General features: G+C 61.6%; 13 protein-coding genes. 2 read left to right on the top strand and 11 right to left on the bottom strand.

All coding sequences use genetic code 11. From position 1 onward, the window contains the following. Positions 1 to 56: 56 nt before the first annotated feature. The 4 genes from CQ020_RS08460 to CQ020_RS08445 all read right to left on the bottom strand — a co-directional run bounded on the left by CQ020_RS08460 (position 57) and on the right by CQ020_RS08445 (position 5,388). A complete protein-coding gene (locus CQ020_RS08460) occupies positions 57 to 1,061 on the bottom strand; it encodes an NAD(P)-dependent oxidoreductase (protein ID WP_105691492.1) in 1,005 nt (334 codons plus the stop codon). Further along, positions 1,058 to 3,796, bottom strand: a complete 2,739-nt coding sequence (locus tag CQ020_RS08455) for an alpha/beta fold hydrolase (RefSeq protein ID WP_105691444.1) — start codon at positions 3,794 to 3,796, stop codon at positions 1,058 to 1,060. Before CQ020_RS08455 ends, CQ020_RS08460 begins: the two co-directional genes overlap by 4 nt. Next, positions 3,790 to 4,812: a 3-oxoacyl-ACP synthase III gene (locus CQ020_RS08450; protein WP_105691443.1), complete on the bottom strand. Its 1,023-nt coding sequence runs from the start codon at positions 4,810 to 4,812 to the stop codon at positions 3,790 to 3,792. The genes CQ020_RS08455 and CQ020_RS08450 overlap by 7 nt, the downstream gene beginning before the upstream one ends. A 150-nt stretch (positions 4,813 to 4,962) precedes the next feature. Beyond that, positions 4,963 to 5,388, bottom strand: a complete 426-nt coding sequence (locus CQ020_RS08445; RefSeq protein ID WP_105691442.1) for a ChaB family protein — start codon at positions 5,386 to 5,388, stop codon at positions 4,963 to 4,965. A gap of 231 nt (positions 5,389 to 5,619) precedes the next feature. Here CQ020_RS08445 and CQ020_RS08440 point away from each other — a divergent pair, with 231 nt between their 5' ends. Both CQ020_RS08440 and iolB read left to right on the top strand, forming a co-directional pair. Next, positions 5,620 to 6,360: a GntR family transcriptional regulator gene (locus CQ020_RS08440; protein WP_105691441.1), complete on the top strand. Its 741-nt coding sequence runs from the start codon at positions 5,620 to 5,622 to the stop codon at positions 6,358 to 6,360. Between the two features lie 46 nt (positions 6,361 to 6,406). Further along, positions 6,407 to 7,300 carry a 5-deoxy-glucuronate isomerase gene (gene iolB, locus CQ020_RS08435; protein WP_105691440.1) on the top strand — a complete coding sequence of 298 codons (894 nt, stop codon included), beginning with the start codon at positions 6,407 to 6,409 and terminating at the stop codon, positions 7,298 to 7,300. Positions 7,301 to 7,365: 65 nt separating this feature from the next. On the opposite strand, the gene CQ020_RS08430 is transcribed toward iolB, so the two are convergent. The 7 genes from CQ020_RS08430 to CQ020_RS08400 all read right to left on the bottom strand — a co-directional run bounded on the left by CQ020_RS08430 (position 7,366) and on the right by CQ020_RS08400 (position 15,235). After that, positions 7,366 to 8,400 (bottom strand): Gfo/Idh/MocA family oxidoreductase, encoded by a 1,035-nt coding sequence (locus tag CQ020_RS08430; protein ID WP_105691439.1) that lies wholly within the window; start codon positions 8,398 to 8,400, stop codon positions 7,366 to 7,368. Next, positions 8,397 to 9,452, bottom strand: coding sequence for a Gfo/Idh/MocA family protein (locus tag CQ020_RS08425; RefSeq protein WP_105691438.1), 1,056 nt, complete (start codon positions 9,450 to 9,452; stop codon positions 8,397 to 8,399). The genes CQ020_RS08430 and CQ020_RS08425 overlap by 4 nt, the downstream gene beginning before the upstream one ends. After that, positions 9,449 to 10,447, bottom strand: a complete 999-nt coding sequence (locus tag CQ020_RS08420) for a Gfo/Idh/MocA family oxidoreductase (RefSeq protein WP_105691437.1) — start codon at positions 10,445 to 10,447, stop codon at positions 9,449 to 9,451. Before CQ020_RS08420 ends, CQ020_RS08425 begins: the two co-directional genes overlap by 4 nt. A 140-nt stretch (positions 10,448 to 10,587) precedes the next feature. Further along, positions 10,588 to 11,514: an ATP-binding cassette domain-containing protein gene (locus tag CQ020_RS08415; RefSeq protein WP_105691436.1), complete on the bottom strand. Its 927-nt coding sequence runs from the start codon at positions 11,512 to 11,514 to the stop codon at positions 10,588 to 10,590. 13 nt (positions 11,515 to 11,527) lie between these two features. Further along, positions 11,528 to 12,577: an ABC transporter permease gene (locus CQ020_RS08410; RefSeq protein WP_105691435.1), complete on the bottom strand. Its 1,050-nt coding sequence runs from the start codon at positions 12,575 to 12,577 to the stop codon at positions 11,528 to 11,530. A gap of 62 nt (positions 12,578 to 12,639) precedes the next feature. Next, the gene (locus tag CQ020_RS08405) at positions 12,640 to 13,641 is read right to left on the bottom strand and encodes a substrate-binding domain-containing protein (protein ID WP_105691434.1); all 1,002 of its coding nucleotides are present in this window, start codon (positions 13,639 to 13,641) and stop codon (positions 12,640 to 12,642) included. A gap of 229 nt (positions 13,642 to 13,870) precedes the next feature. Continuing rightward, positions 13,871 to 15,235 carry a sugar porter family MFS transporter gene (locus CQ020_RS08400; protein ID WP_374955180.1) on the bottom strand — a complete coding sequence of 455 codons (1,365 nt, stop codon included), beginning with the start codon at positions 15,233 to 15,235 and terminating at the stop codon, positions 13,871 to 13,873. Positions 15,236 to 15,266: the final 31 nt, after the last annotated feature.

Raw genomic sequence — 15,266 nt, 5'->3', positions numbered from 1 at the left:
CTTTGATCCTGAGGTCCGGGTTTGGCAACACTGTCCGGCGAAAAGCTGAAACAGCCTTAGCGAAGTCGGTCCGTTTCGCCGGTCTCCGAAGCACGTGGACCGTAATGCTCAGCCAGCCTGGCCAGTCCTTCATCAATCGACACAGCAGGTGTCCAGTTGAGGAGCTCACGCGTGACGCGTTGGTCGAACCAGTGGGCGGTGGAGAGCTGCTCAGCGAGGAAACGCGTCATGGGCGGCTCCTCTTTGCGTCCCGCCCAGGTCCACACCCTTTCCACTGCCGCTCCTACTGCCCGTGCCAGCCCACCGGGTACAGACCACGACGGCGGAGCCACACCACCCGCTGCGCAAATGCCCGCCAACAGCTCACCAATTGGCCGGGGCTCGCCGTTGCTCACCACCACGGCCCTGCCATGGACGTGCTCCATACGGTGCAGGGCTGCGACGATGGCCGACGCGGCGTTGTCCACATATGTTGTGTCGATCAGGGCAGCGCCGGAATCGAGCAGTGGCAGCCGGCTGTGGCTGGCGCGTGCCAGGACGCGTTCCACCAGCTGGGTGTCTCCTGGGCCCCACACAATGTGGGGGCGCACTGCTGCCACCCGGAAATCAGGACGGTCCGCGGCGAGGGCCAGCAGTTCAGCCTCAGCCTTGGTGCGCGCATAGTCTCCGCGCGCATGCTGTGGGTCAGCCTGCTCCGCACCCAGCCCCATGATGGCCGCGCCGGAGTGGGCCACCGATGGTGACGAGACAAACACCACGTCCCGTACCTCAGCCTCGCGGGCCAGGTGGAGTAGCCGGCGGGTTCCTTCAACATTTACAGCGTCGAACTCCTCGGCACGCCCGGTAATGGACACTTTGGCTGCGAGGTGAATGACCCCTTCCGCACCGGCCAATGCCCGGCGGAGAGCCGCGTCATCGTTGATGGACCCGCGGAAGTCCTCCACGCCGTCGACCCCCGACGGGCGCCGCTGAAACGTGCCCACGCTATGTCCTTGACGGACCAGTTGCCGCGCAACGTCCCCTCCGAGGAGCCCGCTGGCCCCTGTGACGAGGACCCTCATGGCTTGCCCGGGCGGCCGCCGGCCAGCACCCGCGAAGCCCATCGGGCCAGACGTGTCCTGTCGATCTTGGCGTTATGCCTGACGTCGGTGGGCTGTGCCGGGACTACCAGCACAGCGCTGACGTGGACGCCGGCCTCGGAGGCTGCTCGCCGGACACGCCCAGCGAGTTGCGGCGTTGCGGGACCCGCTTTAGGGACAGGAGGCTCGGTCTCGACGACGGCCACCACGGCCTGCGTCCCTGTTGGTCCCACGCCGGCGATGGCGGCCAGCCGCACGGCGTCCAGGCGTTCGATGGATTGCTCGGCACCGACGGGAGTCACTACAGCCCCAGGCGCCGTCACGACGTGGGCAAGACGCCCCTCCACCCACAGACGGCCAGCGGCGTCGAAGTGGCCGACATCGCCTGTTCTGTGCCATCCGGTCAGGCCGGCGCTCTCTTGTTCGGTCAGCCAGAGCCTGTCATAAGTTTTTTTGACGTGCGGCGCGCTGACCACGATTTCCCCGGTCACCCCCGCCTCGGTCACACAGTTCTCTCCTGGCGCCGTTCCGTCAGCCGCCAACGCGACGATCGCCAATCGGGCTCCGTGCACGGGCGTGCCCACGCAAACCCCATTGCCGGCTCCAAGGACAGCCCCGGTAGCCACATCGGCGCCAGCCGCCCGAATCTCCTCAAAGCTGATGTCAGTGACCGGCAACGCCTCAGTCATTCCGTAGGGGGTATGCAAGGAAGCTTGCGGCATCAGCTGTTGCACCTCCGCAAGGAGGGGCTCGGGGACGGGCGCACCGGCGGACAAGAGCAGCTCCACGTTTGCAAGAGCCCTCATCAGCGAGCCGCTGAGGTCATCCCGGGTGGCGACGACGTTACGCAACGCCGCCGGCGAAGCAAAGACCACGGTAGCGTCAATGGCAGCGACCGCTTCTGCCAGGGCTCGGGCCGTCAACGTGCGGGGGGCAGTGACGTCCATGGCAGGGGTCACCGAAACGGCTCCCAGCGCCGGCCCCAGCAACGCGAACGGCGCGAAACCCGCCACGAGACGGGCACCGGAGTGTATCCCGAACGTAGCGGCAACCGTGTCACGCATCGCGGCAAGCTGCCGGTGTGTGTAGACGACGCCCTTGGCGGGACCGGTGGAACCGGAGGTAAAAAGCACCGCGGACGGCGCATCAGGGTCCACCATGACCAACGGATGATCTTCCCGACGCCCGGCATTCCCTTGTGCGACGCCGCTTCGTGAACCGCTCTCTGCCAAGGCATGGAGCGAGGTCTCAACACCCAGGATTCGACGGCGGGCGGTTGGGAGATCCTGAACGCTGATCCGGCGTCCCGGCCACCCCAGCACCGAGGCTGCTGCCAGTGCCTTGTCGATGCCGATCAGGAAGTCGGCGGTAGCGCCCTTTACGGCGCGGCTCATGCCTTTGGTTCCCAATCCGGCGTCGGCCACAACTACTATCGCACCCAACTTCAGGCAGGCGTATAGCGCAACGGTCAAGTCGGTTCCGGGAGGAACCATCAGGCTCACGCGACTGCCGTGTCCCACGCCGGCTTCCCGCAGTCCCTCCACCAGATCCAGAACGCCTTGGTCCAGCTGCCGCCAGCTGAGTGAGCGGCTTACGGTGCCGTCGGGCGCCATTTCAGCTACAGCGATCTCTTCTTTGGCCGATCCCGCGGCCAGCTGGCCGAGCGAGTCCCAGAGGGGACGGAATGCTGTCTTCTCTTCCTCGGCAGGCTTATTTGGCAGCAGTGGCGCGCCGTTAGCTCCGACCAACCGGGAGTCATCGCCACTAACGGCGCTCCCACTGATGTCCGTGCCGTGCACAGCAAGCCAATCAAAGACCGGCCCGGCGATGTCTTTGTCCTCCGCCACGAGGTGTCCTGCGCCTTCGAATCGATGCACATCCGCGTGCGGAAGCCGGCTGATGAGGTCCTTGAGGTACCGGTCGGAGAAGATCGGATCCTTCGGGCCCCAGAGCATCAGGGCAGGAACCTTCAGCCCGCGCAAGCCGTCCGCTACGTGAGTCAGCGCTGGGAAGCTGGGGTGGGAGGCATTGGCGGGAATGTCCGCGACGAAATTTCCCACCCCGTCCCGGCGGCCGGCTCCGCGGTAGGGGGCCATGAAAGCCCTCCTCACGTCCGCCGGCAGCGGCGGGTTTGCCAGGGAATGTGTCACACGCAGGAAGGCATCCGACGTCGTAGTGCCCCACCGATGCACGGCGGGGTGCAAGGCGAGCCGGAGTGCTGGCGGGAGCGGCGAGTCGGAGGGGTGGTGGACAGCAGTGTTGGTCAGCACCACGCCCGCGAGGAGCTGAGGGTGATTCAAGGCCCAGCCCGAGCTGATCACGCCACCCCAGTCATGGCCGACCGTTACTACCGGCCCCTCCAGGCCCAGGGCATCCGTGAGGTCGCCAAGATCGTTGACCCGGTCAGCCAAGCGCCGGAACGTGCCGGTGCGTTCTGAATAGCCCATGTCCAGCTGGTCCACGGCCACAACCCGCCACGGACGTGCCGGGTCTGTTCCCGCACTCAACAACGTTCGCCACAGATAGGACCAGGTGGGGTTTCCGTGCACGCATAGCAAGGTACCGATCGGGGTCAGACCACGGCGGGTGAGCTGGGCGCCGTTATCCAGCACATGCCAGCGCCGGACGGCGCCGGGCGCGTCCACCTCTGACGTGGACCTCACCCTGATTGTCCGGGACCATTCCGGATCCACGCCAGGCCAGTTGGCGGCTACCAAACGATTTCCACCATTCCTGCGTTCAGTCCGGAACCCACACCCATGCACAGGACCCGGTCGCCCGAGGTCAATGACTGTGCCTGGGCCGCGAGTGTCATGGGAAGCGATGCGGGACCCACATTGCCCCAGTGCGGGAACGTGATGGGGACCTTGTCCGGGTCCAGATCTATGGCGTTGATGATGGCCTGGGTATAGGCGTTGCTGACTTGATGAGTGACATAGCGGTCCATGCTGGCCCAATCCCACTCAGGCTGGGCCTCGTGCCAGGCGTCCACCACAAGCTGCAGGCCGCCGTCGAGCAGTCCTTTGGTGTCGGTGGACATGCCATCGATGCCTCCAACACACAGTTCATGATGTTCGGTGCCGGCACGCATGACGCCACCAACAAGCCGGTGCGCACCCGGGTGCTCATCGACAGGGCCCAGGACCGCTGCGGCAGCTCCGGATCCAAGCGTCAACGTGGCGAATTCGCGGTTGAAGTCCTCGCGGGTGGTTTCAGGCCGCTGGAGCCGCGCCAGGGTGGCTTCCTGTGTGCCCTGAGCGTCCTCGCCGTTGACGATCACCGCGTACTTTATTTGTCCGGAATCGATCATGTTGGCTGCCAGGATCAGACCGTTCACGAACCCGAGGCAAGCGTTGGCCAAGTCAAAGTTCATGGCCGACGACGGCAGGCCGAGTTCGTGATGAATCTTAACCGCCACAGAAGGTTCGAGGTTGCGCCTGGTCACTGACGTGTTGATCAGCAATCCGATTTCCGAGGCTTCGATGCCCGCTTCAGCCAGGGCTTTTGCGCCTGCTTCAACGGCCGCGTCGTCGAACGATGTCCCTGCGGCCCACCAGCGGCGGTGCGTGATACCTGCAACGCGCTCCAGCAGCCGCGGTGGAAACTTCAGCCGCTGCAGGGTCGAAGCCAATCTCCGGTCGAAATCCGTGGAGCTCACTATCCTCGGAGCCTCTACGCTGCTCACCGAGAGCAGCGCGGTGTTGCTGTGCCGGAAGGTCGCATTCCCTGCCAAGTTAAGCCCCTGTTCGTTTCTGTCCTGCCTTCATGCGGTGACTGTACCCATAAAGTGCAACCCCAAGACGTTAACTATGCCGGTGCGGACCCGTTCCTGCATATTTGGGCGCAGCTCGGACCGGCTCACGACGTGTCGGGACTATGGGGGCTAACCTTCGCGCGCCTTCCGGGTAGCTGCTTCGTTAGCCTTCTGCAGCGCTTCCACCAGCTCCTTCTTGTCCATTGTTGAACGGCCCTTGATATCCATTTCCTTGGCCCGCTGGTAGAGGTGCTCCTTGGAGGCATGGGCATCCACTCCGCCGGCCGTGGGCTTGGAGGAGTCCACCCCTTCCTCCGCGTGGTCGTCGGAAGGTCCGCGCTCCTCTTTGGGTTCCCAGTGGTCACCCACCTTCTCGTAACTGTGCTTCAGTGCCGCGAAGGCGGTCCGGGCAGCCCGGCTCGCATCGTTGTCATAGGTCTCCATGGCCGAATCGTAGGTCTTGGCAAAAGTGTCCTGGGCTTTCTGTTCCGAGCGCTGCAGGGTGGATGGCAGCTCGTCCTGGCGGGCGTGATCATTCTTTCCGGTCTTTGGCATGGCACTCCATCTCCCTGCATCACGGTTTTCCTCGGGCGTTACAAGTCTGATGGGCAGCGGGTGTCCGGATCAAGATTCAGGGCCGCCACGGCGGGGAGGCCATTTGACCATCGAATGCTGGCTGCTAACATCGAGACAGAAAGTATGTCCTATCAAGCGAACAAATGGCTACATACCTCGGGCACCCGCACAGGGAGGCCAGGGGCGAAGCCTGAAACCCGGGGTATTCCAGTGGTTACTAAACTTGGTCTTAACATCGACCGTTCTTCCCCCGTGCCCCTCTACCATCAGGTGGTTCAGGGTATCGAGGCCGCCATCCACAGTGGAGTACTGGAGCCCGGCAGTCGGCTTGAGAACGAAATCGATCTCGCGGCCCAGCTCAACCTTTCCAGGCCAACCATGCGCAAGGCCATGGATGAACTGGTCCGTTCCGGCCTTTTGGTCCGCAAACGCGGCGTAGGTACACAAGTGGTCTCCAGTCAGGTCCGCCGCCCCCTGGAGCTCTCCAGCCTCTTTGACGATCTGACCAACAACGGCAAGAAGCCCACCACCACCGTGCTGAGCTTTTCCCACGAGGAAGCCGACGCCGCCACCCTCGCGGCGCTTGAGCTGCCGGCCGGCTCCAAGGTGTACCACTTCACCCGTCTGCGCAAAGTGGGTGGCAAACCACTGGCCCTGATGGAGAACTGGGTGCGCGATGACATCGCCACCATGGACGAAGCCATGCTCGGAGCTGAGGGCCTGTACTCAATCCTGCGCAGAGGTGGCGTGAACTTCCGTCTTGCCACCCAACGCATCGGTGCCATGATCGCCAATGATTACCAGGCGCCCCTCCTGGAAGCCGAGGTACATTCCGCTTTGGTCACCATGGAGCGCACCGCTGTGGACGATACCGGCCGCCACGTTGAGACGGGTCACCACGTTTACCGCGCCGATTCCTACAGTTTTGAAATGACACTCGTACAGCGCTGATAAAGCCAAGCAACTGGTACAGCCAATACAAAAGGACTTCCCTTCCATGACCAATTGGGTTTACCCCTTGGGTTCCGCCGCCGACGGCGTGTGGGACATTTCGCTCGGCACGTCCGATTCGGCCATATCCATTGACGGCTGGGCACATACAGGCCTGAAGGTCGCCACCATCGCGGCGGGCGCCGCCGTCGACCTCCCTGCTGTTGGTGAGGAGCGCATTGTGGTGCCCCTCAACGGTTCGTTCACCGTTACTGTCGACGGCCACCATCGTGCCCTCTCGGGGCGGGCGTCCGTGTTCCACGGACCCAGCGACGTCCTGTACTCGGGGACGGGAAAGTCCGTCACCATCAGCTCGTCCGACGGCGGCCGCGTCGCCATTGCAACGGCCCCTGCCGATGTCTCGTACCCCACACGGCTCGTTTCGGCTGCCGAGACACCCGTTGAATTGCGCGGGGCCGGCAATTGTTCGCGCCAAGTGCACAACTTCGGCACACCGGCTGCGCTGGAGGCTGACCGTTTCATTGTGTGCGAGGTCATTACTCCGGCCGGTAACTGGTCCTCCTATCCCCCTCACAAACACGATGAGGAAAAGGACGGCGAGACCCATCTCGAGGAGATCTACTACTTTGAGACCCAGATAGCTGCGGGTTCAGGCGCACCGGCCGACGCCGACGCAATTGGTTACCAGCGGGTTTATGCCTCGGATGAGCGGCCCATTGACGTTTCCGCCGAGGTCCGCACCGGTGACGTCGTTTTGGTCCCCTATGGTTGGCACGGCCCTGCGATGGCAGCACCGGGCTATGACATGTACTACCTCAACGTCATGGCAGGCCCGGGTCCGGTCCGTGAATGGCTGATCAGCGACGACCCCCACCACGGTTGGGTACGGCAAAGCTGGGATGGCCAAAGCATCGACCCCCGCCTGCCGTTCGGCGCTTAGCTTTCGGAATAAAAATGCCCTCCCCGCATCCAGTGGACGCGGGGAGGGCATTTTTGACTGAGGAGTTAGCTGGACACTTTGAGGGCAACCTTGACAGGCAAGCCGGTTGCCAACGATTCCTGGGCCGCGTCCGCCACACAGGAGGCCGCCACCGCGTCCTCCGGGGTGCAGGGGTTCCCGCGTTCACCCATGACCAGTTCAACAAAGGCCACCATCTCTGAGTGGTACGCCTGGTCGAAGCGCCCTGCGAAGCTCTGATGCGGATCGCCATCAGGGAAAGTGACTCCACTTTCAGCCGAGGACAGAGCTGTCTTTTCATCCAAGCCCACCATGATCGAGCCGCTGGAGCCTTGGATTTCCAGTCGGACGTCGTGGCCGGCCCCGTTGTAGCGGCTGGCGGAAACCGTTCCTACGGTGCCGTCGTCGAAAGTGATGAGGGCCAACGCTGTGTCCACATCACCCACACCTCCAATCGCGGGGTCGCCATTGTTGGAACCTTTGGCATAGACCTCCACGATTTCGCGGCCCGTCAGCCAGCGAAGGATGTCGAAATCATGGACCGAACAGTCCCGGAACAACCCGCCGGATGTCGCCAGGAACTCGACCGGGGGCGGCGTCATATCGCAGGTGACGGCCCGCAGCGAATGGATCCATCCCAGCTCCCCTGTCTGATACGCGCGCTTTGCCTCCACGTAGCCGGAATCGAAGCGTCGCTGATGGCCGATTTGTACCACGCCATTGTTTTCCCTGATGTAGTCCAGCACCGGCAGTGCGGCGGATACGTTCAGCGCAACAGGCTTTTCGCAGAAGACCGGGATACCTGCATCCACTCCGGCGCGAATCAACTCAGGGTGGGTCGCCGTTCCGGTCGCAATAACGAGGCCATCCACCCCGGATTCCAACAGTTCGGCCACTGAGGGCAGGAACTCCGCGCCCAGGCCGGCTGCGACGGAGCGTGCGTGGTCCGCCGCAACATCGGTGAGCAACAGGCGGATGTTGATACCCCTGCCTCCGAGCGTTTCCTTGAGGGCGACGATGTTGTTCGCGTGCATGACGCCGATGCGTCCCACGCCAACGAGACCAAGAATGACATCACTCATATTTTTCCTTCAAAGGTAGGAGTTTTTGGATTCGGAAACACCACGCCCAGTTGGCGGCGGATCTCATCGGCCACTTCCAGGGTGCGGATCGAGGCCGCCAGCGTCCGTTGGCTGAGCTGCATCTTGCCCGCGGCAACTGCCCGGGCCACGGCCGCAGCCTCAAAGTGAAGGCCCTCGTAGTGCCCGCCGGATGGTTCTTCGTGGCGTAATCGCCTCCCGTCAGGGAATCTGACCTCGAACGCGCCGGGCATATTGAACGGACCCTCGATCACCAGGGTGGCCTGTGAACCGACAATAGTGGCCGCCGTAGGCGTGAAGTTGTGCAGGTGAGCGTTCACCACAGCCTGCGCACCGTCGTCGAACTGCATGACCGCCGATAGTTGGGCGTTGACCCCGGACTCATGGGGCTGGCCTAGGGCATGGAGCCGGCGCGGACTCCCCAACACCTCCGTGATCAGGGCCAAGGGGTACGTGCCCAGGTCAAGGAGCGGTCCACCAGCCAGTTGCGGATCAAAGATGCGGTGCGTCGGATCAAAATGTTCACCGTACTCGGCAACAACGGTGGTGATGGTCCCCAAAGTTCCAGCGTCGAGTATCTGCCGGATCACGTCGAATTTTGGGAGGAAAAACGTCCACATGGCCTCGGCGGCAAAGACACCGGCAGCCTCCGACCGCTCGGCAATGTCCCTTGCCTGGTCTGCGTCGAGCCCAAGCGGCTTTTCGATCAGGACGTGCTTGCCGGCGTCAATGGCCAGGACAGCAGCTGCGTGATGGCCGGTATGAGGCGTACACACGTAAATAATGTCAACGTCCGGAGCTGCAGCGAGTTCCTCATAGCTGCCGTACGCGGCAGGAATGTTGTAGGCCTCCGCAAAGGACTTCGAACGGCTCAGGGAACGGGACCCGACGGCGGCTATCACCTGCCTGGTGTGCGCTTGGAGTGATTCCGTGAACCTTTCCGCAATCCACCCCGGGCCCATGATCCCCCATCTCAGGCTTGGAGCATCACGGGATTCCGGTACGCGGGAGTGCGGGAGCGTTGATGCCGTCACGAGTAACTGACTTTGCTTGACGTCCCGTCGCTGTGCAGCGACTGGATCATGGCTTGGGCAACGAGCGAAGCATTGAGTCCGTCCTGAGCGCCGGCAAGGGGCGGCGCTTCTCCGGCGGCGAGGGCATGGATCCAGGCCTGCAATTGGAGCCGGTAGGCATCGGCGAAGCGGGGACGCCAGTCAGCGGGGATGAGGGTCTGCTTCAATCCGTCTTGTTCGATGGCCAGCAAGGACGATTCCTGAAGGGAGGTGGTGCCCAGCTCGGAAACCACCTCGCAGCGAGTGGTGTAACCGTACTGAGCATTGAGAAAGAGCTCCAGCGTCGTCAGGGTCCCGTCCGCTGTGCGGAGGATCATGAACGACGGGTCCTGCAGTCCGGCTTCGGCATGCCGTGTGCTTTTGCCGGCCTGCCACGAGACTTCCGTAACAGGAGAATCCAGGAGCCAGGGAATGACGTCCAGCTCGTGAATGGCCGAGTTGGTGATAGCGGATTCTGCGGTTGTTCCCGGCGCTGCTAAGCCGTTTCTGCTGACGCAGTGAACAATGAGGGGTTCACCTTGTTCCCTGCCCAGCACGGAACGGCGCAAAGCCACGTAGCCCGGATCGAAGCGCCGCATGAATCCCAAGGAAAGCAACGACGCACCCGTCGCGGCCACGATGTCCGCGTCTGCTGCCACAACTTCCAGACTTTCCAGAAGCGTGGGCGCCAGCGGCTTTTCGCAGAGTACCGGGGTCATTGCTTCGAAGCATTCCAGGACCAGGCCGGCGTGCGTGGAATCGTGAGAGGCAACCACGACGGCGTCCACCTCGCTGGAATTGATCAGTTCCGAAGGGTCTGAGGTAATACGTGCAGTGGGAGGTGCCGCCGCGGCGGCACGGTGCACGTCGAGGTCTGCCACAAAGGTGACTTCAGCGCCCCCAATGCTGGTGGAAAGGTTCCTGATGTGGTCTGCGCCCATGATTCCGGCGCCAATAACACCCACCCTGATCGGCATGGCGTTCCCTTCTGTTTGCGTTGTCTGGGCCTGCTGCACGTAGGCGGCCCAATATGGGTGCGCACAGCGTGGCGGGGTGCTCCGATTTGTCGGAACACCCCGCTGGTGCTGTTGAACGCACTGGCTGGACTGTGCTGCCGCTACGCGGGCTTTGGGACGCCGGCGTTCACGCTGTCCGAAACATCCGCCACTTCGGCTTTGACCTCTTTCACAACGTCGCCGTGTCCGCCAAGCTGCTCCAGTTCATGAGCGAGTTCGGCAAGTTCAGCGCCGCCGGCCATCTGGCCGGTGAGTTCGTCCAGGGTGATGTCCTTCTTGTCGTAGTAGCCAATGGACTTACCGCGCTTGAGCAGGAGGAAACGATCACCCACCGGGAACGCATGGTGCGGGTTGTGGGTGATGAAGATGACGCCAAGTCCGCGGTCGCGTGCCTGGAGGATGTAGCGCAGGACCACGCCTGACTGCTTCACGCCCAACGCCGCTGTGGGTTCGTCCAGAATGATTACCTTGGCACCGAAGTACACGGCACGGGCAATCGCCACGCACTGGCGCTCACCGCCGGACAGCTGTCCAATCGGTTGCTCAACATCGCGAAGGTCGATTCCCATCTCGGCCAGTTCCTTAAGCGTGATGGCCTTCATCTGCTCGACGTCCATGTATTTGAACGGACCGAAGCCTTTGGTGAGCTCTGATCCGAGGAAGAAATTCCGCCAGATCGGCATCAGCGGTACCACAGCAAGGTCTTGGTACACCGTTGCGATGCCGGCGTCCAAGGCGTCGCGGGGCGAACCGAATTTCCGGTCCTCCCCCATGATGTTCAGGACGCCTTCGTCGTGCTGGTGGAGGCCGGCAATAATCTTGATCAGCGTTGACTTGCCAGCGCCGTTATCGCCCAACACACAGGTGACGCGGCCGTTGTCCACGGCCATGGTGACGTCACTCAGCGCGATGATGTTGCCGTAGTGCTTTCCCACTCCTTCCAGGGAGAGAAGGTGGACGGGTGTGTGGGTGAGGGGATCACGCTCATTCTGAAGCAGCGTTTCCTGATCGATGGCTTTCGCATTCATTTTCCGGGGCCCCTTACTTGAGTTCCGCGCGGCGCTTGACGATGAGGTTGACGATGGTGGCGAGCAGCAGCATCAGGCCCAGGAAGAACTTGAACCAGTCCGGGTTCCACTGTGCGTAAACAATGCCCTTGTTGGCCATGCCGAAGATAAACGCGCCAATCGCACCACCCACTGCTGAACCGTAGCCGCCGGTGAGAAGGCAACCGCCGATGACCGCGGCGATGATGTACAGGAATTCGTTGCCCACGCCTTCGCCGGACTGCACTGAGTCGAAGGCGAAGAGGTTGTGCATGCCCAGGATCCAGCCACAGAAGCCCACGCCCATGAAGAGTCCGATCTTGGTGGCCTTCACTGGAACGCCCACCGCCCGGGCCGCATTCGCGTCGCCTCCCACGGCGAAGATCCAGTTACCCACGCGAGTCCGCATGAGCACCCACGTGGCGACGGCCACGAGGGCAATCCAGATGAAAACGGTGATCTTGACTTCAACTCCACCCAGGTTCACGGACGATGCAAATACTGCCTGGGCTGATGAAAAACCATCCATGTCAGAGATGGAGGGCGATGAAACGCCGCCGCCGATCATCCGCGTCAATCCAAGGTTCAGACCCGTCAACATCAGGAACGTGGCCAGGGTGACAATGAAGCTCGGAAGCTTGGTCTTCATCAGGATCCAGCCGTTGATATAGCCGATAGCCAGCGACACCAGCAGGGCCAATCCAACGCCCACCCAGACGTTTGTGCTGAAGTACCAACTGAACATGGATGCCGTGAGGGCTGAACTGATGACCGCAACGCCTGTTGATAGATCGAACTCTCCGCCGATCATCAGCAAAGAGACGCCTACGGCCATGATCCCGATGGTGGAACTTCCGTAGAGGACTGTAGCGAATGACGCGGGCTGTAAAAACGTAGGGGAAACCAACGAGAAAAAGATAAAGAGGACGATGGCTCCCACGAGTGCGCCGACTTCCGGACGGCCAAGCATTTTTTGGAGCGGATTGCGCTTGCCGATGCGTTCATCGCGTATGGGGAGGGGGGCTTTGGATAGGGTCTGTGTCATGGCTTTCTCCTGCTAGGGCGGAGTTCCCGGGCTTGAGTCCCGGGAACCCGCTGGGAGCATCCTTAGCGGATGCCTTCCTTGGCGAACTTGAGGACGTCGGGAGCCGAAGACTGATCGATGATTGAGGGTCCGGTCAGAACAGGAAGTCCACCGCCCACGTGGATTCCACCACGTTTGACCTGCCACAGCGCGTCGATTGCTCCGTATCCCTGCAGCCACGGCTGCTGGTCAACGGTGAAGGCCACCTTGCCATCGATGATGGCCTGGGCAAGTTCGCCGTTCATGTCGAAGGATGCAACTTTGACTTTGCTTTGAAGTCCCAGCGACTCCACTGCCTTGTTGATGGTCAGGGTGAACGGAGCGCCGAGGCCAATGATGGCGTCTGCATCTGGAGTTGCCTGAAGCTTTGCCGTGACGGTGGAGGAAACCTGTGTCATATCGGTGCCCTGGACGAACAGGTTCTCCGTCCCCGGGACCTTGGATTTCACGCCTGCACAACGTGAGTCAAGAGCGACGTTGCCCTGCTCCATGATCACGCAGATTGGATGCTTCACGCCCAGTGAAGCGAGCTTCTCACCTACGGCAGCACCAGCCAGGTTCTCATCGGAACCGAAGTGTGTGAAGGCGCCTACCTGCTTCCATACATCTGCGCCGGAGTTCAAGCTGACCACCGGAATACCCGCGTCTTCTGCTTTCTTCAGGACGTCCTTCAGCGCGTCCGGTTTAGCCAAAGTGACCGCAATGCCAGCCACTTTCTGATCAATGGCCTGCTGGATCAACTGTGCCTGCCGGCCCCCTTCGGGGTCGGACGTGTACAGCAATTCCACGTTGTCCTTCGCAGCAGCTTCCTCGGCACCTTTGCGGAGAATATCCCAGAACGTGTCACCGGGGGCAGCATGCGTAATGAGTGCCACTTTGATGCGTTCGGTTGAGGCGACTTGGCCGCCACCGGCACCGCTGCCCGATCCGTCGGTTTTGCCTCCACTGCTGGAACACGCGCTCAAGGCGAGCAACGGAACAACGGCCGCCACAAGGGTGGCTTTACGCCAGGAAAATTTACCCACTTTGAATCTCCTTTGATTACAGCTCCGGGCTGCCACCTTGCAGCCACCGGATTGCGCCTACATAGATCATGGTGATCTGCAGCACATAAGTCAATAGTTTGTCCTGACATTAGGATGTAATCACGTAACTTGGCTGTGAATCCCAGCTTCGGGGCATGCAAAAGGGCAGTCCCGCTCAATTCAGCGGGACTGCCCTCAAGCAGTTGATGTTGTGTGGTTGCAGGAAGGTTCAGCGACTCCTGGAGCCCACTGAGGCCGTACCAGCGATGTTCTTGAAGAAATGCTCCAGATCCTCAAGGCTCTTGCCCTTGGTTTCGGGAATGAACTTCATGGCGAACGCGATGGCCCCGACGCCCAGGACGGCAAAGACGAAGAAGGTGTTGGAAAGGCCAATGGCCGCGAGCAATTGCGGGAATCCAAAGCCGACCACGAAGTTGACGATCCACAACACGAAGGCAGAAGCGCCCATTCCAAGGCCTCGAATCTTGAGGGGGAAGATCTCCGAGAGCATCAACCACGTGACCGGAGAAATTGCACCCTGTTGAAAGGCAAGAAACGTGACAGTCAGAGCAAGAATGACGAATCCCCGGGCAGTACCTTCCGGCAGAACCAAAGAGAATATTCCGATTAACAGCAGTGCACTTGTAGTGCCCACCTGCCCGGTGATGAGCATTTTCCGGCGCCCTACCTTGCCCAAAAGCCAGATGCCCACGAACGTAGCCAGAACGGAGATCACACCGTTGGCGATGTTGGCCGTCAGCGCAGCTTCCCTCCCGAAACCTGACTCGGCGAGGATCTGCGTGCCGTAGTACATGATGGAGTTCACGCCAGTGATTTGCTGGATCACAGCCAACCCCAGACCCACCATGAATATTCTCCGCAGCCAAGGAATGCCAAGGTCCTTCCAGGAACCCATTTTGGACTTGTAGTCCTCCACGGCCATGGCTTTGACGTCTTCGAACTCAACCCGCGCTTCTTCCTGCGAACGTATCCGACGCAGGACGCTTAACGTCTCACCAAAGTTTCCTATGGAAGCAAGCCATCTAGGACTCTCGGGCATGAAGTTCATCCCAATCCATAAGGCAATGGCCGGAAGTGTTGCGATCACCAACATCCAGCGCCAGATTCCCCCTGCTTCTCCGAAGCTGTTTCCCAAGTAGGCGTTGAAGATAAAGGCCAGCAATTGTCCAGTCACGATCATGAGCTCGTTCTGGGTGACGATCCGACCACGCCGTGCACTGGGCGAAACTTCTGCCAGGTAGACGGGCACCGTGACCGAGGCGCCGCCAACGGCCAAGCCAAGGACAAACCGGGCCGCAACCATCACCTCCGTGGTGGGAGCGAACGTGCAAGCGAGCGTACCCAGCAGGAAGATCATGGCCAGGACCATGATCATCCTGCGGCGGCCGTGGCGGTCCGCGAGGCGTCCACCCAGAAGGGCTCCGAACGCTGCGCCGAACAGCAGCGAGGACGTCACCAGCCCTTCGGTCAGGGGCGTGAGGCCCAGGTCCTCCTGCATGTAGGGCAAAGCACCGTTGATCACACCGGTGTCGTAACCAAATAGCAGGCCCCCGAACGTCGAAATGATCGTCACGGTGCGGAGAGCCCTCTTGTGGTTTACGGGC

The organism is Arthrobacter sp. MYb23, from assembly GCF_002979775.1.
In the GTDB taxonomy this organism is placed as follows: domain Bacteria; phylum Actinomycetota; class Actinomycetes; order Actinomycetales; family Micrococcaceae; genus Arthrobacter.
Note: the sequence above shows the minus strand (reverse complement) of the source record. Positions and strands in the feature narration are given on the sequence as shown.

Coding starts and splice junctions, on each gene's coding strand:
- CQ020_RS08460 (WP_105691492.1), bottom strand. CDS start 1,061: ATGAGGGTCCTCGTCACAGGGGCCAGCGGGCTCCTCGGAGGGGACGTT.
- CQ020_RS08415 (WP_105691436.1), bottom strand. CDS start 11,514: ATGAATGCGAAAGCCATCGATCAGGAAACGCTGCTTCAGAATGAGCGT.
- CQ020_RS08420 (WP_105691437.1), bottom strand. CDS start 10,447: ATGCCGATCAGGGTGGGTGTTATTGGCGCCGGAATCATGGGCGCAGAC.
- CQ020_RS08445 (WP_105691442.1), bottom strand. CDS start 5,388: ATGCCAAAGACCGGAAAGAATGATCACGCCCGCCAGGACGAGCTGCCA.
- CQ020_RS08430 (WP_105691439.1), bottom strand. CDS start 8,400: ATGAGTGATGTCATTCTTGGTCTCGTTGGCGTGGGACGCATCGGCGTC.
- CQ020_RS08410 (WP_105691435.1), bottom strand. CDS start 12,577: ATGACACAGACCCTATCCAAAGCCCCCCTCCCCATACGCGATGAACGC.
- iolB (WP_105691440.1), top strand. CDS start 6,407: ATGACCAATTGGGTTTACCCCTTGGGTTCCGCCGCCGACGGCGTGTGG.